Genomic DNA, 25302 nt, shown 5'->3' with positions numbered 1-25302 from the left:
ACGCTCTATACTTGCCAAATGCGTATCGCCACCTTCAACGTCAACGGGATCGGTGCCCGACTCCCTGCCCTGCTGCAATGGCTGACTGAGACTCAGCCGGACGTGGTCTGTCTGCAGGAACTAAAAGCCCCGCAGGAGAAATTCCCCGAACAAGCCATTATCGACGCCGGCTATTACGCTATCTGGCACGGACAAAAAAGCTGGAATGGCGTCGCCATCCTCGCGCGCGGCAAAATGCCGATGGAAACGGGACGCGGTTTGCCGGGTGACGAGGACGATATTCAAAGCCGCTATATTGAAGCGGTTGTCGATGGCGTGATTATCGGCGGTTTATATCTGCCGAACGGCAATCCGGCACCCGGTCCCAAATTCGATTACAAGCTCAAATGGTTCGAGCGATTGATCCTGCATGCGGACCAGTTATTAAAAAGCGGCGCGCCGGCCGTGCTGGCCGGCGATTTCAATGTCATGCCGACCGAGCTCGATGTATATAAGCCCGAGCGCTGGGTCGATGATGCCTTATTCCGCCCTGAAACGCGCGAGGCCTATCACCGTTTATTGGCGCAAGGCTGGTGCGATTCACTGCGCGCAAAACATCCGGACGAAGTGATTTACACGTTCTGGGATTATTTTCGCAATGCGTACGGCCGCAATGCCGGCCTGCGCATCGACCACATTCTGCTCAGCCCGTCGCTGGCGCCGGCCCTGAAAGCGGCCGAGGTCGACCGCGAAGTGCGTGGCCGCGACAAGCCCAGCGACCACGCGCCGGTGTGGGTGGAACTCGACCTGGGAGGCGGTTGATGGAGCAAAAGTGGCCGCAGCAACTGTGGCTGGTACGGCACGGCCAGAGCGCCGGCAACGTCGCGCGCGACGCGGCTGAAGCCAGTCAGCAGATGATCATCGACATCGCCGACCGCGACGTGGACGTGCCCTTGTCCGACCTCGGCCGGCAACAGGCCGGCGCGCTGGGCGACTGGTTCCACGCCCTGCCGGCGGCGGCGCAGCCGAGCGTAGTGCTGTTCTCGCCCTACGTCCGCGCGCGGGCGACGGCACAGGCGGTGCTCGACCGACTGGACCGCGAGCAACTGCTATCGGTGATCACCGACGAGCGCCTGCGCGAAAAGGAATTCGGCATCCTCGACCGCCTGACGCCGTTCGGCATCCGCGACAAGTATCCGGAACTGGCCGAACAGCGCGCGCACGTCGGCAAATTCTATTTCCGGCCGCCGGGCGGAGAAAGCTGGTGCGACGTTATCCTGCGCCTGCGCAGCGTGCTGGACACCATCACGCGCGAATACCGCAGCGAACGGGTGCTGATCATTGCCCACCAGGTGATCGTCAATTGCTTCCGCTACCTGCTGGAGCGGATGGATGAAGATGCCATTTTGTCCATCGACCGCGCCGGCGACGTGCCCAACTGCGGCATCACCGAATACCGTTTCGACCCGACCGTGGGCAAAAACGGCAAGCTGGTGCTGGTGCAAGCCAACTTCGTCGCCCCGCTGGAACAGCGCGGCACGCCGGTGACGCATCAGAAAGACCAGCCGGCCGCGCCGAAATCATGAGCGAAAACATCACCGCGCGGCTGTTGCGCGACTGGCCGCTGCCGATGCCCGACTTTAAGGCGGACAAGGAAACGCGCGGCCACATCCTCATCGTCGCCGGCTCGCGCGAAATGCCGGGTGCGGTACTGCTGGCCGCCACCGCCGCGCTGCGCGCCGGCGCCGGCAAGCTGACCATCGCCACCGCGGCCAGCGTCGCGGTCGCGGTCGGCGCGGCCGTGCCGGAAGCCCGCGTGATCGGTCTCGACGAAACACCCGCAGGCGGCCTGCGCGGCGACGGCACACCCGGCCTGATCCACGCCTGCGAACGCGCCAGCGCCGTCCTCATCGGTCCGGGCATGCAGGATGACGCCGCCAGTTGCGCGCTGGTGCGCAGCCTGCTGCCGCACTGCGCCGATCGTCCGCTGATACTGGACGCGGCCGGCATGCGTATCGCCGGCGGCGACGGCGGCAACGATGACGCGGTGCCGGCGGCAGGCTACCACTTCGCCAGCCCCGTACTGCTGACACCGCATGCGGGCGAACTGGCCGGCCTGACCGGCGCCGACAAGGACGACATCAGCGCCCGTCCGGACGCCGCCGCCCGCCTGGCGGCGCAGCGCTGGCACGCCACAGTCGCCCTGAAAGGCGCGGTCACCATCATCGCCAACCCGGAAAACCGCCAATGGCGCCACGAAGGCGGCAACACCGGCCTGGCCATTTCGGGATCGGGCGACGTACTGGCCGGCGTCATCGCCGGCCTGGCGGCGCGCGGCGCGAGCCTGGAGCAGGCGGCCGCCTGGGGCGTCGCCCTGCATGCGATGTCAGGCGAACAACTGGCGCTCAAACATGGCCCGCTGGGCTACCTGGCGCGCGAAATCAGCAACGAAATCCCCGCCCTGCTGCGCGCCCTCGCCGCCGATTGAGACTTTTTTACAGCTTGGCGGAGTGTTCGCGGGTGGCGTGGAATTGCAGTTTCGGCCAGCGTTCCTGCGTCAGCCGCAGGTTGACGCCCGAGGTGGCCAGGTAGGCCAGGTTGCCGGCGGCGTCGTAGGCGACGTTGTGGCCCAGCGCCGCTTCAAAGTCGGCCAGCGATTTTTTGTCGTCGCTCGAGACCCAGCGCGCGCTGCTGATGCTGGTGCTTTCGAATACCGCGTCGACGCCGTATTCGTTCAGCAGACGGCTGGCCACCACTTCGAACTGCAGCACGCCGACCGCGCCCAGCACCAGGTCGCTGCCCTGCACCGGTTTGAAGACCTGCACCGCGCCCTCTTCGCCCAGTTGCTGCAGCCCCTTGTGCAGCTGCTTGATCTTCAGCGGGTTGCGGATGCGTACCGAGCGGAAGAAGTCCGGCGCGAAGAACGGGATGCCCGTAAACGTCAACAGTTCGCCTTCCGAGAACGAGTCGCCGATCTGCATGTTGCCGTGGTTGGGCAGGCCGATGATGTCGCCGGCGTACGCTTCTTCCACTTGTTCGCGCGTCGAGGCCATGAAGGTCACCACCGACGAGACCTTGATTTCGCGGCCCAGACGCAGGTGTTTGACTTTCATGCCGCGCTCGAAGCGGCCCGAACAGACGCGCAGGAAGGCGATGCGGTCGCGGTGCGCCGGGTCCATGTTGGCCTGGATCTTGAACACGAAGCCGGAGAATGGTTCTTCTTTCGGGTCGACCGAACGCACGGTGGCGTCGCGCTCGCGCGGCGGCGGCGCCCAGTCGACCAGCGCCGACAGGATCTCGCGCACGCCAAAGTTGTTGATCGCGGAACCGAAGAACACCGGGGTCTGGATGCCGGCCAGGAATTGCTCGAGGTCGAACGGGTTGGAGGCGCCATGCACCAGCTCGACTTCCATGCGCAGCTGGTCCATCTCCATCGGGAACATTTCCTGCAGGCGCGGGTTGTCGATGCCTTCGATGATTTCGAAGGCGCCGTCGGCGCGTTCTTCGCCGGCCTTGAACAGCATGATGGTGTCGTTCAGCAGGTGGTACACGCCGCGGAAGTTCTTGCCCATGCCGATGGGCCAGGTCACCGGCGCGCACTTGATCTTCAGCACCGATTCCAGCTCGTCCAGCAACTCCAGCGGGTCGCGGGTTTCACGGTCCAGCTTGTTCATGAAGGTGACGATCGGCGTGTTGCGCATGCGGCAGACGTCCAGCAGCTTGATGGTCTGCGCTTCCACGCCCTTGGCGGCGTCGATCACCATCAGCGCCGAGTCGACCGCGGTCAGCACGCGGTAGGTGTCTTCCGAAAAGTCCTGGTGGCCCGGGGTGTCCAGCAGGTTGACCACGTGGTCGCGGAATTCGAACTGCATCACCGACGATGCCACCGAAATGCCGCGCTGCTTTTCGATCTCCATCCAGTCCGAGGTGGCGTGGCGGCCCGATTTGCGCGCCTTGACGGTGCCGGCCATCTGGATCGCACCCGAGAACAGCAGCAGTTTTTCGGTCAGCGTGGTCTTGCCGGCGTCCGGGTGGGAGATGATGCCGAAGGTGCGGCGGCGCGCGACTTCACGCGCGATCAGCGCCGGCGTTTTCGCGCTGGCGGCCGATGTAGCGTCGTCGTTGTTGTCGGAGGTGGTGTTTTCGGTATCGTGGGCCATGTCTAAGCGATCTGAAGCTGTTCTGCGAAACCCACCATTATACGGCACTTGCCGCCGCCGCAGAACTATTCTCCCTTGATGCGGCGCCAGCCCACCCGGTGCGCCTCGGCCGTGTTGAGTTCCTTGGTTTTGCTGGTGGCGTTGGAGCCGTCGGCAAAGGTGGTGATCAGCTTCAGCTGCCCGCTCGGCAGGCGCACGATGATGAAACCGACCGCCGCCGAGGTGCTGGACAGCGTCTGCCCGGCCGGGTCGCCGTTCACGCCCTGGCCGGTGCACACGTCCACCTGGTACAGATTGCTGGTGCCGCCGACCGAGCAGGCCGACGAGGACGACGGAATATTCGTGATCACGTTCACCACCCCGCTGACGATCTGCGGGTCAAGGTTCATGCGCTCGCCGGCGTTGATGCTCCAGTTGAAATACCAGCCATCCTTCTGCGTCAGGTCGACCGGGTTGCTGGTCACGGCATACGTCACCTGGTTGCTGGCCGAACCCTGCACGCTCAGCACCTGCTGCACCAGGCTGCTGGTCGGGATCACCCCCAGCGCGTTGCCGCTGTCCTTCAGCGCGAACAGGCTTTGCACATCGGTGTTGCTGGTGTCGGTCACGTCCAGCAGACGGCCAGTGCCGAACAGCACCACGCGCTGGGCCGTGTTCTTGGTGGTCGTGTTGCCGCTGGCCGGGTCGGTCGAGGTCACCGGCACGCCGCACAAGGTCACATCCGGACGGGTGGTGATCGGCTTTTTGTTGCCGGCGTCACCCATCTTCAGCACAGAAATCGCGCCGGAAGCGTTGGTCAAATCGAAACGCCACATCTGCCCCAGCACGTCGCCGCCGTAGATGTAGGTTACGGTCGGATCGGCCAGCGGGTCATTGCTGATGGCGGTGATCTTGGCCAGGCCGGATGGCGTGGTGGTGTCGCCCGAGCCGGTGGACGCGGTGGCCAGCACCGCGCCCGTGCCGGCATCGATGATGAACAAGCGGCCCACGCCCGTGCCGCGGCCGACGCCGTCGCTGCCGGGGATATTGTTATAACCGGAGGTCAGGAACACCACCCATTTGCCCTGCCACAGGCCGAACTGAGGATTGCCGAAACTCAGGCCCAGGTCGTCCAGCTCGGCCACCCGGTTCTGCGGGCAGACGGCCGGGTCGGCACACAGTTCCCACATCAGCTTGGGCGAAGCCGGGTCGGTCACGTCCAGTGCATAGAAACCGCGTCCCCCGCCGTTCAAACCGCCGACCAGCATGGTTTTCCATGCGCCCTTGATCTTGACGTCCGCCACCTCGGGCGAGCCGTCGGCGGTGAACTGGTGGTTGGTGCCGTAGGTGGTGCTGGCCAGCGCCGGCAGCTTGGCCATGGTGATGCGCGGCACGTAGGCCCAGCGCTCCTGGCCGCTGGCGGCGTCGAAGGCGTGCAGCATGCCGTCGTTGGCGGCGACGAACACGGTGCCCGGACGGTCGAGATTGTCCTGTTTGAAGGTGGCGTAGGCGGTGTCCGAATAGCTGCTGCGCGGCTCGCGGACATAGGCCGGCTTGGACGAGGCGATGTCGCCGATCACGATCGGCACGGCGGCGCCGGCGGCATCGGCCGCCGTGGTGTAGGCGCGGTAGATGTTGTCGTCGGCATAGGTCTGGTCGCCGCGCAGCCAGTTGACCATGTTGGCGCCGCTGTTGGCGGTGGCCTTGTCGGCCGCCGACAGCAAGGTGCATTGCGCCAGGATGCCGCACTTGTTGGCGAACCACGCCTGGGTGGCCGCATCCATGTTGGCGTAGCTGAAGGTCACCGGCGCCGCGCCCGGCGCCGACGACGGCTGCATCATGTAAATCTTGCGCGCGCCGATCTGCTTGCCGACGGTGCTGCTGCTGCTCCACACCGGATCGGGCAGCACGTTGCCGCTGGTGGTGTCGATCTTGCGGTCGGTCAGCTCGCCGTACCAGCGCACGGTGGTGAAGGTGGCCGAGAAGATGTCGTTGTCGGTCAGCGTGATGTTCGGTGTCGACGTTGCCGCCGCGGCCGCCGCGCCGATGCGCACCTGCATGTTGGACAGCGCCTCGCGCAGGCCGTTGACCACGTCTTTCGGATCCTGGGCGCTGAAGTATTTGCCATGGCCGTTGATGGCCGCGTGCCACAAATCATCCACCCGTTCCTGCACCGTGCTGGCGGTGTTGGTGACATCGGGATCGGGCCAGACGTAGGCGCCGCCGGCGTTCCACGGACAGCCGGTCTGCACCTGGGTGATCAGGTTGTAGAAATCGCCGCCGGGCTTGGGCGCGGTGTCGTAATTGGGCTCATAGGTCATGATGCCGTCCACGCCCAGCCCCAGCGTGTAGGTGTTCATGTGCAAATGGGTGTTTTCGCCATTCGCGGCCGGCACCGAGCCGGGCCGGGTCATGTCCGGTTCCAGCGCGGGGCGCAGCGAGACGGTGGTGCTGCTGGAGCCGCCGTTGTACCAGTGCAGCGCCACGTCCGAAATCGACGGCTGCGTCTGCGCGCGCTTGTCGACACAGCCGGAGGCGATGCTGCAGAAGCGCGCCGGGTTTTCCACATTGTCGTTGTTGACCACGTTGTTGGTGGTGCTGCCGTTCCAGTAGCCGTCGGTGGTCAGTATCATGAAGTTGGGCTGGCACGGGTACTGCACCACTTCCTGCCCGGACGCGTAGTTGTACGGCGACAGGTTGGCGAACATGCGGCCGACGTTGTCCATCGCGGTGCGGATCGGCGTCGAGCCCGAGGTGGTGGTGTTGTACAGCGCCGTGTACCAGTTGGCGCGCGCGCTGCCGGTGAAATCGGCCGGCTTGAGATCGATGGCGGCGCCGGCGCCGGCGTTGGACAGCTTGACGTAGCCGACCTTGTAATTGGCGGTGATCGGCGAGAAGGCGATGCCGACCGAGGTCTTCATCATCTGCAACCGGCTCTTGTAATAGACATACCAGTTGGCGAAGTTGTTCATCTCCTCCGCATAGGTGCAGCTGGCGCCGGCGCAATCGACGCGATCGACCGCTTTCGGATAGGTCTGGCCGCTGACGATGTTTACCCGCACGAAGGGATTCGGCGCGCCGGAACCGGCCGACAGCGCCGCTGTCGTGACCGGAATCGTGTCCATGGCCGCCGCCGTGTAGCTGGCGCTCAGCGAGCCCGCATTGGTGATGCTGCCGATGGTGATGGTGCCGGTATTGGTGGCGGCGCCGGTATCGACAATGCACACGCTGGCGGCGGTCAGCGTGATGCCGCAGCTGGCATTGGTGCCGATGTATGCCTTGTAGGTGCCGTTGCTGATGGCGCCGGCCACCGAGGTCGCCACCTGCGCGGCGCTGCGGTTGGTCCCCAGCGACAAGGTATTGATCAGCGTGGTGTTGCTGGCGCCGTTGTTGTAACGCAGCGTGCTCAGCACCGAGGTCAGCAACGACGACGTGCTGCCGCTGAACGTCACGTAAGCCGGTGCGGTGCGCGCCTGCGTGGCGGCGACCGAGAAGCCCCAGCCGGCGCGCGAATTGTCGGTGACGATCACGCAATTGCTCACGCTCTTGCTGCCCGAGCAGCTGACCGGCACCACCGCCACCACGTTATCGGCCGTCAGCGTGATGCCGAACACGCTGCAGGCCGGCACCGTCGCCTGCCCGGTCGGCGTCTTGACGCAGGCGTAGTATTGGTTGGTGGTGCTGCGCGCGATGATGCTGGCGGCCACCGCGCTGGCCATGGTCTGCTGTTTCAGCGCGGAGTTGGTGCCGCTGGGCGCGTTCACCGCGCCGTTGGTGATGGTGACGTTGCCGCCCGATTCGGCGATCACGATGCTGCTGATGCTCAGCGAACTGGCCGAGGCCGAGGCGCCGATCGCGATGGTGCCGAACGACGCCACCGCCCCGGCCGGCTGCGAATAGCTGGGATAGATGTACACGCCGACGCGCTTGCCCTGGCACTGGGTCAGCAGACGGTCGCTGCACCAGCGCACCTTGGACGGCACCGGGTAACCGGCCGGCGCGGTCGCACCGATGGCGGTCGATTTGCAGTTTTTCATGGTGTCGTCGGTGCAGTACTGGCCGACGCCGATGGTGTAATAATACGGCCCGGTGACGATATCGATCGGTGTGCGGTAGGTCGCGTCCGGGTAGGCGTAGGTCGCGCTGTTGAACTGGCACGAAGAGCCGTTGCTGGAAGTGCACCACTTCAGATCGGGAAAGCCGCTGACCAGGTTGATGTTATTGCTGCCGGTATTGCCGAACAGGTCGGCGCGGCGCGCGCCGAAGCCATCGTTGCTGACCACGGTCCAGTTGCTGGTGTTGGCGGCGTTCTGCTCGGGATAATAGCTGCCGTCCGACTTGATCGGCACCGTGTAGCGGATCGCCGGGTTGTAATACTGCTTGTTGAAGTCCGGGCTCATGAACGGCGGATGGCCGACATTGCAGGCCATGATGCCGGCCTGCAGCGTGGCGGCGCTGCGGCACAGGTTGTCGTTGACGTAGTCCGGCGTGTAGGTCTGGTCCATGGAGCCGGAGTTATCGAACAGCAGCATCAGATTCGGCTTGACCGTGCCGGTGCCGGTGATGTTCAGCAGCGGCACCTGGGCGATCTGCGTCGGCGCGGCGAACACCGGCGACACTATCAGCCATGCCAGCAAGAGCAAGAGTTTTTTCATCATGGACCTTTCATCACCACCGCCTGCGTGATCACGTTGCCGCCGCGCGGTCCGAACACGCGCGCGGTGACGACGTAGTGGATCTGCGGCGCGCTGGCCAGATTGGAGGCGTCGATCTTCAGCGTCTCGCCCAGCGCGCGCGGGCCGCCGTCCTCGGGACGCGGCGCCGTGGTCTGGCAGCGGTTGGGCAGATCGTAGGCGCCGGTGAAATTGCACATGCGGTGGATCACGTATTCGACGCGGTTGCCGTCGGTATCGGGCGCCATGGTGACCGAGCCTTGCCAGAAAGCCGGGGTGCTGACGGTCCAGGTCTGGTCCAGCGTCGCCAGGTAGCCGGCGGCCGGCTGGTTGACCAGCAGGTCATTCTTGTTGACGATGTTGCGCAGGTAGGTGAAGCCGGCGTGCAGGCCGGCGTCGGCCGCCTTGCTCATGGCCGCGTCATACGCCAGGTTGGCGGTGGTCAGTGTGGTCGAGGTGCTGGCGCGCAGCAGGTAGATGCTGCTGACCATCATCACCGCCAGCATGATCAACATGATGGGCAAGGCAATGCCGCGCGCGGGGTGGGAGGGCGTCTTCATGGCCGGTACTGGGCGTTAAGGATGGGCACGATGGTTTCGAACACGCGGTAGCGATAGCACTTCCAGTCCATCGTGTCGCCGGCCACCGCGACGTTGACCTGCACCGGCACCGCCGCCACGCCGGACGGCGTGTTGGTGGCGAACACGGTCGGCCGCACGGTGGTGGCGTTGCAGACGCCGGCCAGGTTGGGCTTTTCCGCCGTCTTGCTGCGCGCCACCACCGCAATGCGGACGGCGGCGATGCGCTGGTAATCGCCGAGGCCGCCGTTGACGCCGTCGCCGTCGGCGTCGATCATGGCGCCGCTCCAGACGCCGATCTGCATGCCATTGTTGGCGGTCGGCAGTTTCTGCGTGCCGTTGCCGGCCGGGTTGGGATCGTAGTTGGCCAGCACGCGCGTGTCGAAGCCATACTGCGCCTTGATCGAGACGATGTTGTCGGCCACCGACACGCCGGCCTGCTCGGCGCCGGCCAGGTCGGTCCCGCGCAGCAGCAGGATGCCGTTGTTCACCGACCAGGTGTGCAAGTGCAGCAGTCCCGGTCGGCCGAGGTTGTACATATAGGTGACGCTCTTGGCGTAGGCCTGGGCCAGCGCCGCGGCCGGGTTGTAGCGATAGCTGCCGCCGGTTTTCAGCAGGACATTCGCACCCTGCCCGGTGGCCGGGTTGAAGCCGCCCATCTGCATCACGGTGCACGGCCGGTCCGGCGTCTGCGGCGCCACCACCATCACGTCGCCGTCGTTGTAGCCGTAGGGCCGGTCGGCGTCGCCGGTGATGTAGCTTTCGCCGTTGTAATCGCCCATGATCTTGATCGAGCCGACGCCGGCGTTCGAGGTGCCGCTGTTAAACGAGATCACATCGGGATTGGCGCCGTTGGACTGGATCACCACCGCCGCCAACGGCGTGATGTCGACGCCGTCGCGCTTGGCCGTCAGCAGCTGGTAGCCGCGCGCGTCGCTGAAGGTGGCGTTGCAGCCGGCCACGGTGCGGTCGTTCAGGCCCCAGCCGGAAATGCCGGCGTCGCCGCTGAGCTGGAACATCGCCAGCATGCCGTTCTGCATCGAGTCGGAACCACCGACGGCGGCGTCCTTGGTGGTCTCGCCGCTGACCACCAGCCGCGTGGCGAACAGCAGCGCCAGCATGCCGATCACCACGCTGACCATCAGCTCGACCAGCGAAAAACCAGATTGTCGGATTGGGGTAGCCATATCAGCGCGCGATGTAGGCCGTGACGCGGTGGCGGTTGGCCTCGGTATTGGCCTTGCGCTGCCAGCGGATGGAAATGTCGACCTGGTAGCGGTTCTGCGCCGGCTGGTCCTGCACCTGCACCGCCACCACGGCGCCGGGAATCGCCGCCCTGGTTTCGCTCACCCACGGCGCCAGCTGGGCGTTCGGCGTGCCGTTCTCGGCCAGGTTGTACTGGCCGATATTGGCGACGTCGGCGTTGATGGCGCCGATCAGTTTCTCGGTCGCCAGCGTGGCCTCGGCGCGCATGCCGGCGTCCGACAGCGCCGAGTAGGCGCGCGCCTGCAGGCCGACCGTGCCCAGCAGGCCGATGCCGAGGATGATCACGGCCAGCATCACCTCCAGCAGCGCGATGCCCGCTTGGCGGCGGCGCGGCGTCATGGCGGACAGGCCCGGTTATCGCTGGCGGGCAGCGAGGGGTCGCACTTGGCGACCATGCCGGCCAGCGTGATGTTGAGCGCGGCCGGCTGCACGCTGCCGGCGAACTTGGCGGCCGGATCCAGGCGCAGCCGGGTCAGGCGCTGGTCGAAATTGGTGTTGACCCAGCCCAGCGCCGTGTAATACACCTGCGAGGCGCCGGCCGGCTCGGTGGTCGGCTGCAGCACTTCCACCGTCGGCAGCGCGTCGGCGGCGCGGTAGACCGATTTGAAGCCATCGGCGCCCCGCGGATCGTTGGCGGCCGGGGCGGCGGTGGTCGACCAGCCGTCGTCGCCGGGCTGGCACTGGGTGTCGGCGCCAACGAAGCAGAGGTCGACCTGCCAGTCCATCTGCCCGGTATTGACGTTGGGCGTCAGCGAGATACGGCTGGCGCTGTTGTGCGACACCGCCTCGCGCCGCGCCATGCCGAACCCTTCCGCATAGAACTCGCTGGCGCCGCGCGCGCGGTTGGCCAGCAGCCAGCTGCTGGCGTTGGGAATGCCGACCGCCAGCAGGATGCCGAACACGGTGATGGTCACCATCAGCTCGACCAGCGTGAAGCCGGCCTGGCGCCTCGGCTGGAACATCAGTTGGAACATGCGCCACCCTTGTGGTCGACCCAGCAATTGGCATTGGCGCCCCAGCCGGCCGGCGTGGCCACGGTGGCATGGGTGCCGCTTTCATTGATGCTGTAGACAAAGCCGCTCATCTTGTTGGTGCCGGTGGCGGTAATGGTGTAGGTGGAGGCGCTGGCGTTGCTCAGCGCGTAGGTGAAATTGGGCGTGGCCTTGGGGAAATTGGGCGAGCCGTCGAAGTTGGCGTAGCTGCGGTTGTTGGACCAGTACTGTTCGGCCGCCGGTTGCGCACCGCCCAGGGCGGTAAAGGCTTCGCTCAGGCGGCCGCGGGTGACGTAATCGCTGTAGGCCGGGATCGCCACGGCCAGCAGGATGCTGACGATGGCGACGGTAATCATGACTTCGATCAGCGTGAAACCGCGTGCGTGACGTTGCATGGCCCTCTCCCCGTTTTATCCATGGGGACAGTGTAACGCGGCTGGCTTGCATTTCCCTGAGGAAATCCTGACAAACCGCTGACAAGCGCACAAATTTATGGAAACTTGACCGTGAACACGGCGCCGTGGCCGCTGGCGGGAGCGGAAATCGTCAGGCTGGCGCCGTGGACGATGGCGATGTCGCGCACGATGGCCAGGCCGAGGCCGCTGCCGTGGGTTTTGTCGTCCAGCCGCACGTAGCGGTTGAAGACTTGCTCGCGCTGCGCCGGCGGGATGCCGGGGCCGTTGTCCTCCACCGTCAGCACCTTGCCGGCGCAGCTGACCGTCACCGTGCCGCGGGCGGGCGTGTAGCGGATGGCATTGTCGATCAGGTTGTCGATCAGGTCGCGCAGCAGGAAGCGGTCGCCGGTGATCGTGGCCGGCAGCAGGTCGAAGCCGAGGTCGATGGCTTTCCGGCCGGCCTGGTCGACGAAAACTTGCACCGCCTCGGCCACCAGGGCATCCAGCGCGAGCGGCTCGAGCCGGGCTTTGGCGAAGTGCTGGGGCTCCGCGCGCGCCAGCGCCAGCAGCTGGTTGGTCTGGCGTATCATGCGCCCGGTGGCCGAACGCATCAGGCCGATGGATTGCGCGGTGTCGGCTTCGGTGTGGCGGGCGGCCAGCCATTCGAGCTGGGTGTTCAGGCCGGCGAGCGGGGTGCGCAGCTGGTGCGCGACGTTGGCCAGGAAATCCTGGCGCGCCTGGGCGCCCTCGCCCACCTTGGCCAGCAGGCCGTTGAAGGCGGACACCACCGGTTCCAGTTCGTAGGGGACGTCGGCCGCGATGGGGGCGAGGTCGTCGCCTTCGCGCGCGTTCAGCTCGGCGCGCAGGCGGTTCAGCGGACGCAGGCCGTTGGTGACGGAGAACCAGATCAGCGCCACGCAGGCCAGGGCGAAGACGATGGCCAGCAGGATCAGCGTGCGCAGCACGGCTTCGCGCACTTGTGCGCGCTTGCGCAGGGCGTCGGCGGACGGGGATGCCGCAACGGCGGCATCCGGCGCGGCGGCGGACTGCGGCGTCACGGCGGCGTTGGCGGCGGCATGCGGCGTATCGATTTGCGCGGCCGGCCAGGCCAGCATCCAGGTCAGCGTGCCGGCGGCCAGGTTCATCAGCAGTAGCGGCGGGATCAGCCACCTGAGCAGGCGCAGGCGGATGCTGGTCATGCCGCCAGCTCCAGCATGTAGCCGAAGCCACGGATGGTGCGGATCGCCACGCCGGCGTCGGCCAGCTTCAGCCGCAGGCGCGAGATGTAGACTTCCACCGCGTTCAGGGTCAGATCGTCGCCCCAGGGCAGGATCGCCTCGATGATCTGCTGCTTGCTGACCACGCGCGCCGCATGCTGCAGCAGATATTCCAGCACCGCCCACTCGCGCACCGACAGTTCGATCGCCTTGTCGCCGATGCGCGCGCGCCGGGCGTCCACGTCCATCACCAGATTGCCCAGCGCCAGCGCGGCCGGAGGCGGCGTGTTGCGCCGCGCCAGCGCCCGCACGCGCGCCACCAGCTCGGCGCTGGCGAACGGCTTGACCAGATAATCGTCGGCGCCCTGCTCCAACCCGCGCACCCGGTCCTCGATGGCGTCGCGCGCCGTCAGCAACAGCACCGGCACCGTGCTGCCGCGCGCGCGCAGGCGCCGCACCACCTCGAAGCCGTCGATGCCCGGCAGGCCGATGTCGAGCACCACCACCTGCGCCACGCCGGCGCGCTGCAGCAGTTGATCCGCTTGTAGGCCGTTGCTGACAGGCTCGGCCGTGATGCCGTTCTCGGCCAATATCCTGCACAAGCCATCGGCCAGCACGGCGTCGTCTTCCACTACGAGTACATGCATAATCGTGCGCCACCATATAGGGAGTTATGCCATTATGCCGCTGCCCCTCCAAGAAAGACAGTAGCCCTTGTAGGACAAGGACTACACGCTTGCATCCCCCATGCCTACATTTGGGCGTCCCCTGTTCTTATGTTCGCAATCTAACAATCCTCATAAAGTTACACCAACACGTAACTAGCTTGTGAGGAACACCATGAACAACACCCAAGTCAACGCAACCGCCAAGTCCGCCCACCGCCTGCCGGTAGGCGCCAAGATCAGTGAGCTTGCGTCCCGGCCGGTGGTCACCTACAGCGGCGCGCAGCAAAACGAATTGCTGGCCGCCCTGCCGCGCGAGGTGCTGGAGTCCCTGTTCGAGCATCTGGAACTGGTGCAGCTGCCGTTCGGCAAAGAGCTGTTCGAATACGGCAACGCGATGGAATATGTGCACTTCCCCACCACCGCCATCGTCTCGCTGCTGTACGTGATGGAAGACGGCGCCACCACCGAGATCGCCGTGGTCGGCCATGAAGGCGTGGTCGGCGTCTCGCTGTTCGAGGGCGAACGCGCCATGTGCAGCGCAGTGGTGCAGGCGGCCGGCTACGGCTACCGCATGAAGACCCAGGCGCTGCGCGACGCCTTCGCCCGCGGCGGCGCGCTGCCGGCGCTGCTGATGCGCTACAACACCGCGCTGTTCGCGCAGATGGCGCAAAACGCCGTCGGCGGCCGTCACAGCTCAATCGAACAAAAGCTGTGCCGCTGGCTGCTCGACCGCCTCGACCGTTCGCCGTCGAACGCGCTGAAAGTGACCCAGGAAATGATTTCCGTGATGCTGGGCGTGCGCCGCGAGAGCATCACCGCCGCCGCCGGCAAGCTGCAGGACGAGGGGCTGATCACCTACCGTCGCGGCAACATCACCGTGCTTGATCGCTCAGGCTTGGAGGCGTACGCGGGCGAGTGCTATAAGGTGGCGAAGTCGGAGTTTGACCGTCTGCGACTGGATGTAGCGCGCTGCTGATCACCTCGCTGATGGCGGGCGGCAGCGTCGACAGCGGCGCCGGCGCCGGCGCCATCGCGGCGGCAACCGGCGCCTGCTCACGCAACGGGATCGCCACTTCGATGCAGGTGCCGGTATCGTTACGGCCGCGGCGGATGTTCATCGATCCGCCCAGCAGCAAGGCGCGCTCGCGCATCCCCAGCAGACCATGCGACATCGGCTTGATGATGGCGTCCGGCGCGATGCCGATGCCGTCATCGATGATGCGCAACATCAGCCCATCCGCATTGCGGTTCAGCGTCACCGTCACCCGGCTGGCCCTGGCGTACTTGCGGATATTGGTCAGCGACTCCTGCACGATGCGGAACAGCGCGATCGGCAGATCGGTCGAATGGCGCGATGCCGCTTCGATTTCCGGCGCCACCGTGCAGTCGCAGCGCACCTGCGACAGGCGCGCGAACTCTTCGCAATAACTTTCGATGGCCGCGCACAGGCCCAGGTTGTCGAGCAGACTGGGGCGCAGGTTTTCCACGATGCGGCGCTTCATTTCCACCGTCTCCACCAGCGTCGCGCGGGCGCGCTTGAGCTGCTCGGCCAGCTCGGGATGGGTGGTGCGCAACTGCTGGGTTACAGCCGCGATGTCCATGCCGATCGAGGTCAGGTTGGCGCCCAGCTCGTCGTGCAGCTCGCGCGACAGGCGCACTTTCTCATCCTCGCTGATACTGATCAGGTGGCGCGACAGCACCGACAACTGTTCGGTGCGCTGCTGGACGGTCGATTCCAGGTTTTCGTTGGCGCTCTGCAGCGCGTGCTCGACCGCCGCGCGGTGCGCAAAGCTGCGCCGCACCAGCTGGTAAAACATGATCAGCACCAGGATGGCCACCGCGTTGATGCTCATGCCCAGCCAGACCGCCTTCTGGTATTCCTGGTAAAACATGGCGCTGCGCGCGTTCAGCGTTTCATTCTGCTCCTGCTCCATGATCACCACCAGCAGGCGGATCTCGTCCATGCTGGCGCGGTCGTCACTGAGCTTGGCAATGTTGACGATCTCGGCCAGGCCGCCATCGCGGTAGACGTCCAGCGCCTGGCTCATGATGCTCAGGCGGCGACGCACCAGCGTGTGCAGCTGGCTCAGGTTTTTCAGTTGCGAAGGATTATCGGCCAGCAGCTTTTCCAGTTCCTTGAACTCGTTCTCGCTGTCGGCCAGCGCGGTGCGGGTCGGTCCCAGGTAGGCGTCGCGGCCGGACAGGAAATAGCTGCGCATGCTGCTCTCCGCGTCCAGCACCAGCACATTCAGATACTGCAGGCGGTCGGCCACGCGCGCGGTCTGGCTCAGCAGCACCTGGGCGCCGCGCAAGGCTTGCAAATTGTGGAACAGGCTGAAACCGTTGACGATCAACAGCAGCGCGCACGTCACGCACAGAACGGTCTTGTACAGCGGCAGGCGGTGATGCGGCGCTGTTTCGACGGTGAAATACATCCGTTTCCTTCACTTTAGTTGCCAGACGGGGATGCATCTAGCTGACTAATTATAGTCCGTCAGGAAACAAAACGTCAGCGCGCACGCTTGAAGTGTGCGCACTTGTTGTCAATCGAGAAGATTGTTTTTCATGGCGTAATAGGTCAAGTCGGAATTCGACTGCATACCCATTTTTTCCATGATGCGGGTGCGGTAGGTCGACACGGTCTTGATGCTCAGCGACAACGCCACGCCGATGTCCGACACGGTGGCGCCGCGCGCCAGCCGCAGGAACACCTGGAACTCGCGGTCCGACAGTTCGGTGTGCGGCGCCGTGTTCGGGTCGCGGTCGAAGCTTTGCGCCAGCAGCTCGCCCACCGTCGAGCTGACGTAGCGGCGGCCCTGGTACACGGTGCGCACGGCGGTGATCAGCTCATCGGCGTCGCATTCCTTGTTCAGGTAACCGTTGGCGCCCATCTTGAACAGATTCAGGGCGTACTGCTGCGCCGGGTAGCCGGACAGGATCAGCACCGGCAAATCGGGCTGCCCCTGGCGGATGGTGCGCAGGGTATCGATACCGCTCTGATCGGGCATGGCGATATCGAGCAGCAGCACATCGCAAATTTCACGGCGGGCGATATCGAGCGCCTCGCGGCCGGTACCGGCTTCCGCCACCACCTCGAAGTCATCCGAGGAAGAAAAAATCTGTTTAAAGCCTGCTCTTACAATTTGATGATCGTCACAAATGGCAACGCGTATCATTGTTTCCTCTCGTCGTGTCCGGTCCAGGCCGGACTATCCGCCACCGTGCTCAGCTACGCTGATTAATAGAATAATGTTGAAAGTATAGCAGCAATCACTTCACCATTCGCGCTTTGCGCCAGCAGTGCGCGCGGCGCGGCGCCCCTCTTCAGCTCAGCTTAAGCAGATCTATAATGGCAAGCAATTCGCTGCGGATGAATTCCCGGTCCAGTGGTGGAGCAACGTCTGCCGGCGCGACTTCGTTGACATCGTCCAGCCCCGGCGCGCCGCCCGCCATCGCGCGGCTATCCAGTTTATTGCGTGCGCCGCTGATGGTAAAGCCCTGTTCATACAGCAGTTCGCGGATACGGCGTATCAACAGCACCTCATGGTGCTGATAATAGCGGCGGTTGCCGCGCCGCTTGACTGGCTTCAACTGGGTAAATTCTTGTTCCCAATAACGCAACACGTGCGGCTTGACGCCGCACAGCTCGCTCACCTCGCCGATCGTGAAATAGCGCTTGGCCGGGATCGGCGGCAACACCACGACTTCCGACTTGACCAGCCTGTCGTTCATCTCGGCTTACCCCCGGTCAGGCGGCGCGCGCCATCGGGTTGCTCTCTTCGACCATGCCCTTGAGCTTTTGGCTGGCGTGGAAGGTCACGACGCGGCGCGCCGTGATCGGAATTTCCTCGCCGGTCTTGGGGTTGCGGCCAGGCCGCTGCGGCTTGTCGCGCAGCTGGAAGTTGCCGAAACCGGACAGCTTGACGGCCTCGCCGCGCTCGAGCGCGTTGCGGATCTCGTCAAAGAAGGTTTCCACCATGTCCTTGGCTTCGCGCTTGTTCAGGCCCACCTGCTCAAACAACAGTTCGGCCAGTTCCGCCTTGGTCAGCGTCGGCAAATCTTTTTCCGCATCCTGGCGTACTTTGGCAACCTGCATGGCCCGGTGCAAATCGGCAGCCAATGCGGATTGGAGTACGGCGGAATCAACGTCGTTGTTATTAATTTTCCTGCCCTGCCTTATATAAAAACGAACAAGTCCGGCCAAGCCGGACTCACTATCATACACAAACCGTCCCGGCCGTGGCGGGAACGGTGCCTCAAGCGCGCAGACGTGCGCCGTGTTTTTGCTTGGCCGCATCGCCGGCGGCAGCCATCACGGCCTCCACCACATCGTCCTGCAGCGTGTTTTGAGTATCTTGCAAGCTAAAGCGGAAAGCAAGCGATTTTTCGTCACCTTCCAGTCCTTTTCCTCGATATTCATCAAACAAAACAATGGCTTGCACAATGTTACCCTGCGGAATTGCTTGCACGGCGACTTTAAATGCATCGAGCACATCCTGTGCCGCCACGGTCTGCTTGACGACCACGGCCAAGTCGCGGGTCGCGCCGGGGAACTTGGAGATTTCCTCATATTTTGGCACAGGTCGTTGCTGCAAAGCAATTGCATCCACCTCGAATACGACAGGCGCGTGCGGCAACTCGTATTTCTGCAGCCAGCGCGGATGCAGCTCGCCGATGAAGCCGATGACCTGGCCGTCCAGCAGCACGTGTGCCGAGCGGCCGGGGTGCAGCGCCGGATGTTCCGCCTTGACGAAGCGCAGTTGCAACGGCGCGAACAGCTGTTCCAGGTCGGCCTTGACGTCGAAGAAATCGACGGCGCGGGTGTCCTGGCCCCACTGCTCGTCCGCCACGCTGCCGTAGGCGATGGCGGCCACGCGTTTCGGCTGGTGATAGCCGGCCACGGTCAGCGCGCCGTCGGCCACGCCGGCGTCGCGGTGATAAGTGGCGCCGATTTCGAACACGCGCACGCGGTTGGTCTTGCGGTTCAGGTTGTAGCGCACATTGGCCACCAGGCTGCCGACCAGGGTCGAACGCATCACGCTCAGCTGGCTGGCGATCGGGTTCTGCAGCTTGATCGGATCGGCGTTGCCGGCGAAGTCGGCTTCCCAGGCCGCTTCCACGAAGCTCATGTTGACCACTTCCTGGTAGCCGAGATCGGCCAGCTGGTGACGCACCGCGAACAGCGAACGGGTATTTTCCGGCGCGATGATCATGGTGCTGGCGGCCACCGGCGGCAGGGTCGGGATGTTCTCGAAACCGTAGACGCGCGCCACTTCCTCGATCAGATCTTCCTCGATCTCGATGTCGAAGCGGTAGGACGGCGAGGTCACGCTGAACACGCCGTCTTCCAGCGTGAACGGCAGCGCCAGGCGGGTGAAGATGTCGGCGATGACTTGATCGTCCAGCGCCACGCCGATCACCTTCTGCGCGCGCGCGGTGCGCATCCTGACCGGCTCGCGCCGCGGCAGATTAACGCTCTGGTCGTCAACCGGCCCGACCTTGGTGGTGGCGGTGCCGCAGATTTCGATCAGCAGCGAGGTGATGCGCTCGATGTGCTCGACGGTGGTGGCGTAGTCGACGCCGCGCTCGAAGCGGTGCGCCGCGTCGGTCGAGAAGTTGTACTTGCGGGCGCGGCCCTGGATGGCGTTCGGCCACCAGAATGCGGCTTCCAGGTAGATCGAGGTGGTCTCCAGCGAGACGGCGGTGGCGTCGCCGCCCATGATGCCGGCCAGCGATTCGATTTCCTGCTCGTCGGCGATCACGCCCACCCATTCGTCGACCGCGACGGTGTTGCCGTTCAGCAATTTCAGCGATTCGCCCTGGCGGCCCCAGCGCACGTCCAGGCCGCCATGGATCTTGTCCAGGTCGAACACGTGGGTCGGACGGCCCAGCTCCAGCATCACGTAGTTGGAGATGTCCACCAGCGCCGACACCGAACGCTGGCCGCTGCGCTCCAGGCGCTGCTTCATCCAGTCCGGGGTGGCGGCCTTTGCATTCAAGTTGCGGATCACGCGGCCCGAGAAGCGGCCGCACAGGTCCGGCGCCGAGATTTTCACCGGCAGTTTTTCATCGCTGTTGACGGCGATCTGGCGGAAGGTCGGCGCCTGCAGCGGCACGCCGGTCAGTGCCGACACTTCGCGCGCCACGCCCAGCACCGACAGGCAGTCGGCCTTGTTGGGGGTCAGCTTGATGGTGAACTTCAGGTCGTTCAGCGCGTAGTAATCGCGGAAGTTCTTGCCGATCGGCGCGTCGTCCGGCAGTTCCAGCAGGCCGCCGCCCTCTTCCGACAATTTCAGTTCCTTGGCCGAGCACAGCATGCCCTGCGACTCGACGCCGCGCAGCTGGCCGACCTTGATGTGGAACGGCTTGCCGTCGGCGCCCGGCGGCAGCACGGCGCCGGCCATGGCGCACACCACTTTCAGGCCCGGCCGCACGTTCGGCGCGCCGCAGACGATGTTCAGCAGGGTACCGGTGCCGACGTCCACCTGGCAGACGTTCAGGCGGTCGGCGTTGGGGTGCTTCATCATTTCGCGCACGTGGCCGACCACCACGTTGGAGAACGGCGGCGCGACAGGTTCCACTTCTTCCACTTCCAGGCCGGACATCGTCAGCAGATGGGCCAGTTCATCCGAAGTCATCTTCGGATCGACCATGGTACGGAGCCAGTTTTCGGAGAATTGCATATTCGTTTCAGCTTTCTTGTGATCGGGACCGAATTAATTGAACTGCTTGAGGAAACGCAGATCGCCTTCGTAGAACAGGCGCAGGTCGTTGATCCCGTAGCGCAGCATGGTCAGGCGCTCGAGGCCGGAGCCGAACGCGAAGCCGATGAATTTTTCCGGATCCAGGCCGAAGTTGCGCACCACGTTGGGATGCACCTGGCCCGAACCCGACACCTCCAGCCAACGGCCTTTCAGCGGACCGGAACCGAAGGCGATATCGATCTCGGCCGACGGCTCGGTGAACGGGAAGTAGGACGGACGGAAACGCACCTGCAGGTCGTCGGTCTCGAAGAAGGCCTTGACGAAGTTCAGGTACACGCCCTTCAGGTCGGCGAAGCTGATGTTCTCGGCGATCCACAAGCCCTCGACCTGGTGGAACATCGGCGAATGGGTGGCGTCGCTGTCGACGCGGTAGGTGCGGCCGGGCGCGATCACCTTGATCGGCGGCGTATGGCTGCGCGCGTAACGCACCTGCATCGGCGAGGTGTGGGTGCGCAGCAGCAGCGGCTTGCCCTGGCTGTCGTTGCCCTCGATATAGAAGGTGTCCTGCATGGAACGCGCAGGATGGTTTTCCGGGCTGTTCAGCGCGGTAAAGTTGGTCCAGTCGGTCTCGATTTCCGGGCCGTCGGCGACGTCGAAGCCGATCGAGCGGAAGATCTCTTCCACGCGCTCCCAGGTGCGCATCACCGGGTGGATGCCGCCGCCGGCGCGACCGCGGCCAGGCAGCGAGACATCGATGGCCTCGGCGTTCAAACGGGCTTGCAGCTGGGCTTCGGCCAGCGCATCACGGCGCGCGGTCAGCGCGGCTTCGATCTGCTGCTTGGCGGCGTTGATCAGCGCGCCCTGGGCCTTCTTGGCGTCCGGGTCGAGCTTGCCCAGGCCCTTCATCAATTCGGTAATCTGGCCGGTCTTGCCCAGGTATTTGGCTTTGGCGTTTTCCAGTGCGGCGGCGTCATCTTTGGCCGCGTCGAAATCCTGCACTGCGGAGGCGACGAGTTGTTCCAGGGAGTCCATGCGTTTTTCTTGTCCTTGAATCAAAAACGGGGCACAGGTGTGACCCTTGCCCCGTTCTCTTGCACAACCGATGCTTGATTAAGCAGCGATCTTCGCTTTAACGATGTTGACAATCGCTGCGAAAGCAGGCTTGTCCATCACAGCCATATCGGCCAGAACCTTACGGTCCAGTTCGATCGAAGCTTTCTTCAGGCCGTTCATGAAGGCGCTGTAGGTCACGCCGTGCTCACGCGAAGCGGCGTTGATACGAGCGATCCACAGACGACGGAAGACGCGCTTCTTGTTACGACGGTCGCGGTAGGCGTACTGGCCAGCGCGCATCACTGCTTGCTTGGCAATACGGTATACCTTGCTGCGACGGCCGCGGTAACCCTTGGCCAGGTTCAGTACTTTTTTATGACGGGCACGCGCAGTAACCCCACGTTTTACTCGAGGCATAGTAGCTCCTTAATTGAGTGTGAGATTAAGCGGATGGCATCATTGCGTAGACGCGCTGGACGTCGGTCGCATCGATGTTACGGGTGCCGCGCAGTTGACGCTTGTTCTTGGTCGTCTTCTTGGTCAGGATGTGGCGTTTGAAAGCCATACCCGATTTAACGGTACCACCTGGACGCACGCGAAAACGCTTTTTCGCGGAGCTCTTGGTTTTCATTTTTGGCATAGATATTCTGCCCTCTCGGACAGCTCCTATTAAACAGGATTACAGGTGGCGACCCAGTGTCACGCTTAGATGCCTGCTCTCACTTGTTTGTGCAGCGGATGCGAGTCCACTACATTTACTACAGCCGACAATTATAGCCCAGAAAATGAAAAAGGGCACTACCCGTGCCCTTTTTTTGCCTGCCATTTATGGCAAGATTACTTCTTTTTCTTCGGCGCCAGCACCATGATCATCTGGCGGCCTTCCATCTTCGGGAACTGCTCGACCTGGCCATGCGGCTCCAGGTCGGCCTTCAGGCGCTCCAGCATGCGGAAGCCGATATCCTGGTGCGCCATCTCGCGGCCGCGGAAACGCAGCGTGATCTTGGTCTTGTCGCCGTCTTCCAGGAACTTGATCAGGTTACGCAGCTTGATATTGTAGTCGCCGTCATCGGTGCCCGGACGGAATTTGACTTCCTTCACGGAGATGACTTTCTGCTTCAATTTCGCTTCGTGAGCCTTCTTCTGCTCCGAATACTTGAACTTGCCGTAGTCCATCAGACGGCAAACCGGCGGAACCGCGTTAGGCGCGATCTCGACCAGATCAACGTCTGCCTCTTCCGCCAGGCGGAAGGCTTCGGCCAAACTCACGATACCGAGTGGTTCGTTATCGACCCCGGTTAAACGCATTTGCGGGGCAGTGATTTCGCCATTGATGCGATGCGACTTTTCAGTAGCTATGGTATTTCCTTTTTAAAGTCCGGTAGAAAGCTGCGATCAGGCTTTGGTGGCGACATCCTGCTGGAGTCGCTCAATCAGGGCTTCGACGGACATGACGCCCAGATCGACATTGCCCCGCGCCCGCACAGCCACGGTGTTGGCATCCCGTTCCTTGTCACCTACAACCAAGATGTACGGCAGTTTTTGGACGGAATGTTCACGTATTTTATAGGTTATTTTCTCGTTGCGCAAATCGGTCTGCACGCGGAAGCCGGCGCGACGCAGCTTTTCAGCCACTTGGGCGACGTATTCCCCCTGCGCATCGGAGATATTCAGCACCGACACCTGCACCGGCGACAGCCAGACCGGCAGCGCGCCCGCGTAGTTTTCGATCAGGATGCCGATGAAGCGCTCCATCGAACCGACGATCGCCCGGTGCAGCATGACCGGCACCTGGCGGCTGTTGTCGGCCGCCACGTACTCGGCGCCCAGGCGCTCCGGCATGAAGAAGTCGACCTGCATGGTGCCGACCTGCCATGGGCGGCCCAGCGAATCCTTCAGGTGGTACTCGATCTTCGGACCATAGAACGCGCCCTCGCCCGGCAGCTCGGTCCAGGTCACGCCGCAGGCGCGCAGACCGGCGCGCAGCGCCTCTTCCGCCTCGTCCCAGATGGTGTCGGAACCGATGCGGTTGTCCGGACGCAGCGCCAGTTTCACTTCGATATTGTGGAAGTGGAAGTCCGAATACACTTCCATCGCCTGGGTGTGGAAGGCCACCACCTCCGGCTGGATCTGCTCGTGGGTGCAGAAGATGTGGCCGTCATCCTGGGTGAAGCCGCGCACGCGCATGATGCCGTGCAGCGCGCCCGACGGCTCGTTGCGGTGGCACTGGCCGAACTCGCCGTAGCGCAGCGGCAGGTCGCGGTAGGAACGCATGTTGCTGTTGAAGATCTGCACGTGACCCGGGCAGTTCATCGGCTTCAGCGCGTACGAGCGGTTTTCCGACTCGGTGACGAACATGTTTTCGCGGTAGTTGTCCCAGTGGCCGGTCTTGCCCCACAGGCTGGCATCCAGAATCTGCGGCGCCTTGACTTCCTGGTAGCCGTTGACCTGGTACTTGTTGCGCATGTACTGCTCCACCTGTTGCCAGATGGTCCAGCCCTTCGGGTGCCAGAACACCAGGCCCGGCGCCTCATCCTGGAAGTGGAAGAAGTCCAGCTGCTTGCCCAGCTTGCGGTGGTCGCGCTTTTCCGCCTCTTCCAGCTGGAACAGGTATTGCTCTTGATCTTCTTTTTTCGCCCAGGCGGTGCCGTAGACACGCTGCAGCATCTCGTTCTTGCTGTCGCCGCGCCAGTAGGCGCCAGCCAGCTTCATCAGCTTGAACACCTTCAGCTTGCCGGTCGATGGCACGTGCGGGCCGCGGCACAGGTCGGTGAAGTTGCCTTCGCTGTACAGCGATACGTCTTCATTGGCCGGAATCGAGGCGATGATCTCGGCCTTGTAGTTTTCGCCGATCGACTTGAAATAGCTGACCGCCTCGTCGCGCGGCAGCACCTTGCGGGTGACCGGCTCGTCCTTTTTGGCCAGCTCGGCCATTTTCTTTTCGATCGCCACCAGGTCGTCCGGGGTGAACGGGCGCTTGTAGGAGAAGTCGTAATAGAAGCCGTTGTCGATCACCGGACCGATGGTCACTTGCGCGTCCGGGAACAATTCCTTGACGGCGTAGGCCAGCAAGTGCGCGGTCGAGTGGCGAATCACGTCCAGGCCTTCCGGGTCCTTGTCGGTGACGATGGCCAGGTCGACGTTCTTGTCGATCAGGTAGGAGGTATCGACCACTTTGCCGTCGACTTTGCCGGCCAGCGCGGCCTTGCCCAGGCTGGTCGCGATGCTGGACGCCACTTGGGCCACGGTGACCGGGCCGTCGAATTCGCGGGCGGAACCATCAGGAAGGCGAACTGAAATCATTGTGATCTCCGGTGATCTAAGGATATTAAAAAATGCGGACGAAAAAAAAACGCGGGCTAGCCGCGTTTTCTCTTTTTGACAAGCAAAAGAATCCCGTTGACTAGCGTCACTCCCAAAGCTTGGTAGTAGTTCGCGGTGTCATAACCGTGATTGCCTTTCTCGCTCTTACATGTTCTGGTGGGCGGTGAGGAATTCGAATCCCCGACCCCTTGGATGTCGACCAAGTATTCTAACCAGCTGAACTAACCGCCCGTGGTACTGCTTAAATTTTACTGCGAAATCTGGTGGGCGGTGAGGAATTCGAATCCCCGACCCCTTGGATGTCGACCAAGTAT

General features: G+C 63.7%; 23 protein-coding genes and 1 tRNA gene. 4 read left to right on the top strand and 20 right to left on the bottom strand.

Features of this window, described 5'->3' with window-relative positions; translation table 11 throughout:
• The first annotated feature begins 18 nt into the window (after positions 1-18).
• The 3 genes from xth to E4L98_RS03595 are packed head-to-tail and all read left to right on the top strand — an operon-like array spanning position 19 to position 2467.
• Entirely contained in the window at positions 19-801 is a 783-nt protein-coding gene (gene xth, locus E4L98_RS03605) for an exodeoxyribonuclease III (RefSeq protein ID WP_135200204.1), read from the top strand.
• Positions 801-1565, top strand: a complete 765-nt coding sequence (locus tag E4L98_RS03600; protein WP_135200203.1) for a histidine phosphatase family protein — start codon at positions 801-803, stop codon at positions 1563-1565. The genes xth and E4L98_RS03600 overlap by 1 nt, the downstream gene beginning before the upstream one ends.
• Entirely contained in the window at positions 1562-2467 is a 906-nt protein-coding gene (locus E4L98_RS03595) for an NAD(P)H-hydrate dehydratase (RefSeq protein ID WP_135200202.1), read from the top strand. The genes E4L98_RS03600 and E4L98_RS03595 overlap by 4 nt, the downstream gene beginning before the upstream one ends.
• Positions 2468-2474: 7 nt before the next feature.
• Here E4L98_RS03595 and E4L98_RS03590 read toward each other — a convergent pair whose 3' ends face one another.
• From E4L98_RS03590 to E4L98_RS03550, 9 genes are all read right to left on the bottom strand, one after another.
• Positions 2475-4139 (bottom strand): peptide chain release factor 3, encoded by a 1665-nt coding sequence (locus E4L98_RS03590; protein ID WP_135200201.1) that lies wholly within the window; start codon positions 4137-4139, stop codon positions 2475-2477.
• Between the two features lie 65 nt (positions 4140-4204).
• A complete protein-coding gene (locus E4L98_RS03585; RefSeq protein ID WP_229257229.1) occupies positions 4205-8776 on the bottom strand; it encodes a pilus assembly protein in 4572 nt (1523 codons plus the stop codon).
• The gene (locus E4L98_RS03580) at positions 8773-9351 is read right to left on the bottom strand and encodes a pilus assembly PilX family protein (RefSeq protein WP_135200200.1); all 579 of its coding nucleotides are present in this window, start codon (positions 9349-9351) and stop codon (positions 8773-8775) included. The genes E4L98_RS03585 and E4L98_RS03580 overlap by 4 nt, the downstream gene beginning before the upstream one ends.
• On the bottom strand, positions 9348-10556 hold the full coding sequence (locus E4L98_RS03575; protein ID WP_135200199.1) for a PilW family protein: 1209 nt from the start codon (positions 10554-10556) through the stop codon (positions 9348-9350). Before E4L98_RS03575 ends, E4L98_RS03580 begins: the two co-directional genes overlap by 4 nt.
• Position 10557: 1 nt before the next feature.
• On the bottom strand, positions 10558-10974 hold the full coding sequence (locus E4L98_RS03570) for a type IV pilus modification PilV family protein (RefSeq protein ID WP_135200198.1): 417 nt from the start codon (positions 10972-10974) through the stop codon (positions 10558-10560).
• Positions 10971-11609 carry a prepilin-type N-terminal cleavage/methylation domain-containing protein gene (locus E4L98_RS03565; RefSeq protein ID WP_135200197.1) on the bottom strand — a complete coding sequence of 213 codons (639 nt, stop codon included), beginning with the start codon at positions 11607-11609 and terminating at the stop codon, positions 10971-10973. The genes E4L98_RS03570 and E4L98_RS03565 overlap by 4 nt, the downstream gene beginning before the upstream one ends.
• Positions 11597-12022, bottom strand: a complete 426-nt coding sequence (locus E4L98_RS03560) for a type IV pilin protein (RefSeq protein ID WP_135200196.1) — start codon at positions 12020-12022, stop codon at positions 11597-11599. Before E4L98_RS03560 ends, E4L98_RS03565 begins: the two co-directional genes overlap by 13 nt.
• A gap of 95 nt (positions 12023-12117) precedes the next feature.
• Positions 12118-13221 (bottom strand): sensor histidine kinase, encoded by a 1104-nt coding sequence (locus E4L98_RS03555; protein WP_135200195.1) that lies wholly within the window; start codon positions 13219-13221, stop codon positions 12118-12120.
• Positions 13218-13886, bottom strand: coding sequence for a response regulator transcription factor (locus E4L98_RS03550; RefSeq protein WP_135200194.1), 669 nt, complete (start codon positions 13884-13886; stop codon positions 13218-13220). Before E4L98_RS03550 ends, E4L98_RS03555 begins: the two co-directional genes overlap by 4 nt.
• A 193-nt stretch (positions 13887-14079) precedes the next feature.
• Here E4L98_RS03550 and E4L98_RS03545 point away from each other — a divergent pair, with 193 nt between their 5' ends.
• The gene (locus tag E4L98_RS03545) at positions 14080-14883 is read left to right on the top strand and encodes a Crp/Fnr family transcriptional regulator (protein WP_135200193.1); all 804 of its coding nucleotides are present in this window, start codon (positions 14080-14082) and stop codon (positions 14881-14883) included.
• Here the strand turns inward: E4L98_RS03545 and E4L98_RS03540 are convergent.
• The 11 genes from E4L98_RS03540 to E4L98_RS03490 all read right to left on the bottom strand — a co-directional run bounded on the left by E4L98_RS03540 (position 14780) and on the right by E4L98_RS03490 (position 25219).
• On the bottom strand, positions 14780-16342 hold the full coding sequence (locus E4L98_RS03540; RefSeq protein WP_135200192.1) for a CHASE3 domain-containing protein: 1563 nt from the start codon (positions 16340-16342) through the stop codon (positions 14780-14782). The two genes, E4L98_RS03545 and E4L98_RS03540, sit on opposite strands and share 104 nt — an antisense overlap.
• A 108-nt stretch (positions 16343-16450) precedes the next feature.
• Positions 16451-17083, bottom strand: a complete 633-nt coding sequence (locus E4L98_RS03535) for a response regulator (RefSeq protein ID WP_135200191.1) — start codon at positions 17081-17083, stop codon at positions 16451-16453.
• A 148-nt stretch (positions 17084-17231) separates the two neighbouring features.
• Positions 17232-17639 carry a MerR family transcriptional regulator gene (locus tag E4L98_RS03530; protein ID WP_135200190.1) on the bottom strand — a complete coding sequence of 136 codons (408 nt, stop codon included), beginning with the start codon at positions 17637-17639 and terminating at the stop codon, positions 17232-17234.
• A gap of 16 nt (positions 17640-17655) precedes the next feature.
• Entirely contained in the window at positions 17656-18003 is a 348-nt protein-coding gene (locus E4L98_RS03525; RefSeq protein ID WP_019919772.1) for an integration host factor subunit alpha, read from the bottom strand.
• Between the two features lie 160 nt (positions 18004-18163).
• A complete protein-coding gene (pheT, locus tag E4L98_RS03520; RefSeq protein ID WP_135200189.1) occupies positions 18164-20590 on the bottom strand; it encodes a phenylalanine--tRNA ligase subunit beta in 2427 nt (808 codons plus the stop codon).
• 33 nt (positions 20591-20623) lie between these two features.
• Complete coding sequence (gene pheS, locus E4L98_RS03515; protein ID WP_135200188.1) at positions 20624-21643, bottom strand: phenylalanine--tRNA ligase subunit alpha; 1020 nt, start codon at positions 21641-21643, stop codon at positions 20624-20626.
• A gap of 78 nt (positions 21644-21721) precedes the next feature.
• On the bottom strand, positions 21722-22081 hold the full coding sequence (rplT, locus tag E4L98_RS03510; protein WP_135200187.1) for a 50S ribosomal protein L20: 360 nt from the start codon (positions 22079-22081) through the stop codon (positions 21722-21724).
• A gap of 25 nt (positions 22082-22106) precedes the next feature.
• A complete protein-coding gene (gene rpmI / locus E4L98_RS03505; RefSeq protein WP_056156036.1) occupies positions 22107-22304 on the bottom strand; it encodes a 50S ribosomal protein L35 in 198 nt (65 codons plus the stop codon).
• A 197-nt stretch (positions 22305-22501) separates the two neighbouring features.
• The gene (gene infC / locus E4L98_RS03500) at positions 22502-23023 is read right to left on the bottom strand and encodes a translation initiation factor IF-3 (protein WP_135200186.1); all 522 of its coding nucleotides are present in this window, start codon (positions 23021-23023) and stop codon (positions 22502-22504) included.
• A 36-nt stretch (positions 23024-23059) separates the two neighbouring features.
• Entirely contained in the window at positions 23060-24967 is a 1908-nt protein-coding gene (gene thrS / locus E4L98_RS03495; RefSeq protein WP_135200185.1) for a threonine--tRNA ligase, read from the bottom strand.
• Between the two features lie 175 nt (positions 24968-25142).
• Positions 25143-25219, bottom strand: a tRNA-Val gene (locus tag E4L98_RS03490).
• Positions 25220-25302 lie beyond the last annotated feature (83 nt).

Source organism: Duganella callida, from assembly GCF_004614165.1.
In the GTDB taxonomy this organism is placed as follows: domain Bacteria; phylum Pseudomonadota; class Gammaproteobacteria; order Burkholderiales; family Burkholderiaceae_D; genus Rugamonas; species Rugamonas callida.
The sequence above is the reverse complement of the archived record's forward strand: the minus strand, read 5'-3'. Positions and strand labels throughout refer to the sequence as shown.

Bases quoted from the DNA above. Each gene is read 5' to 3' on its own strand.
- E4L98_RS03550 (WP_135200194.1), bottom strand. From the start codon at position 13,886: ATGCATGTACTCGTAGTGGAAGACGACGCCGTGCTGGCCGATGGCTTG.
- E4L98_RS03535 (WP_135200191.1), bottom strand. From the start codon at position 17,083: ATGATACGCGTTGCCATTTGTGACGATCATCAAATTGTAAGAGCAGGC.
- rplT (WP_135200187.1), bottom strand. From the start codon at position 22,081: ATGCCTCGAGTAAAACGTGGGGTTACTGCGCGTGCCCGTCATAAAAAA.
- E4L98_RS03585 (WP_229257229.1), bottom strand. From the start codon at position 8,776: ATGATGAAAAAACTCTTGCTCTTGCTGGCATGGCTGATAGTGTCGCCG.
- thrS (WP_135200185.1), bottom strand. From the start codon at position 24,967: ATGATTTCAGTTCGCCTTCCTGATGGTTCCGCCCGCGAATTCGACGGC.
- E4L98_RS03560 (WP_135200196.1), bottom strand. From the start codon at position 12,022: ATGCAACGTCACGCACGCGGTTTCACGCTGATCGAAGTCATGATTACC.
- E4L98_RS03590 (WP_135200201.1), bottom strand. From the start codon at position 4,139: ATGGCCCACGATACCGAAAACACCACCTCCGACAACAACGACGACGCT.
- E4L98_RS03580 (WP_135200200.1), bottom strand. From the start codon at position 9,351: ATGAAGACGCCCTCCCACCCCGCGCGCGGCATTGCCTTGCCCATCATG.
- E4L98_RS03595 (WP_135200202.1), top strand. From the start codon at position 1,562: ATGAGCGAAAACATCACCGCGCGGCTGTTGCGCGACTGGCCGCTGCCG.
- rpmI (WP_056156036.1), bottom strand. From the start codon at position 22,304: ATGCCAAAAATGAAAACCAAGAGCTCCGCGAAAAAGCGTTTTCGCGTG.
- E4L98_RS03600 (WP_135200203.1), top strand. From the start codon at position 801: ATGGAGCAAAAGTGGCCGCAGCAACTGTGGCTGGTACGGCACGGCCAG.
- xth (WP_135200204.1), top strand. From the start codon at position 19: ATGCGTATCGCCACCTTCAACGTCAACGGGATCGGTGCCCGACTCCCT.
- E4L98_RS03570 (WP_135200198.1), bottom strand. From the start codon at position 10,974: ATGACGCCGCGCCGCCGCCAAGCGGGCATCGCGCTGCTGGAGGTGATG.
- E4L98_RS03540 (WP_135200192.1), bottom strand. From the start codon at position 16,342: ATGTATTTCACCGTCGAAACAGCGCCGCATCACCGCCTGCCGCTGTAC.
- pheT (WP_135200189.1), bottom strand. From the start codon at position 20,590: ATGCAATTCTCCGAAAACTGGCTCCGTACCATGGTCGATCCGAAGATG.
- E4L98_RS03525 (WP_019919772.1), bottom strand. From the start codon at position 18,003: ATGCAGGTTGCCAAAGTACGCCAGGATGCGGAAAAAGATTTGCCGACG.
- E4L98_RS03530 (WP_135200190.1), bottom strand. From the start codon at position 17,639: ATGAACGACAGGCTGGTCAAGTCGGAAGTCGTGGTGTTGCCGCCGATC.
- E4L98_RS03565 (WP_135200197.1), bottom strand. From the start codon at position 11,609: ATGTTCCAACTGATGTTCCAGCCGAGGCGCCAGGCCGGCTTCACGCTG.
- pheS (WP_135200188.1), bottom strand. From the start codon at position 21,643: ATGGACTCCCTGGAACAACTCGTCGCCTCCGCAGTGCAGGATTTCGAC.
- E4L98_RS03555 (WP_135200195.1), bottom strand. From the start codon at position 13,221: ATGACCAGCATCCGCCTGCGCCTGCTCAGGTGGCTGATCCCGCCGCTA.
- E4L98_RS03575 (WP_135200199.1), bottom strand. From the start codon at position 10,556: ATGGCTACCCCAATCCGACAATCTGGTTTTTCGCTGGTCGAGCTGATG.
- E4L98_RS03545 (WP_135200193.1), top strand. From the start codon at position 14,080: ATGAACAACACCCAAGTCAACGCAACCGCCAAGTCCGCCCACCGCCTG.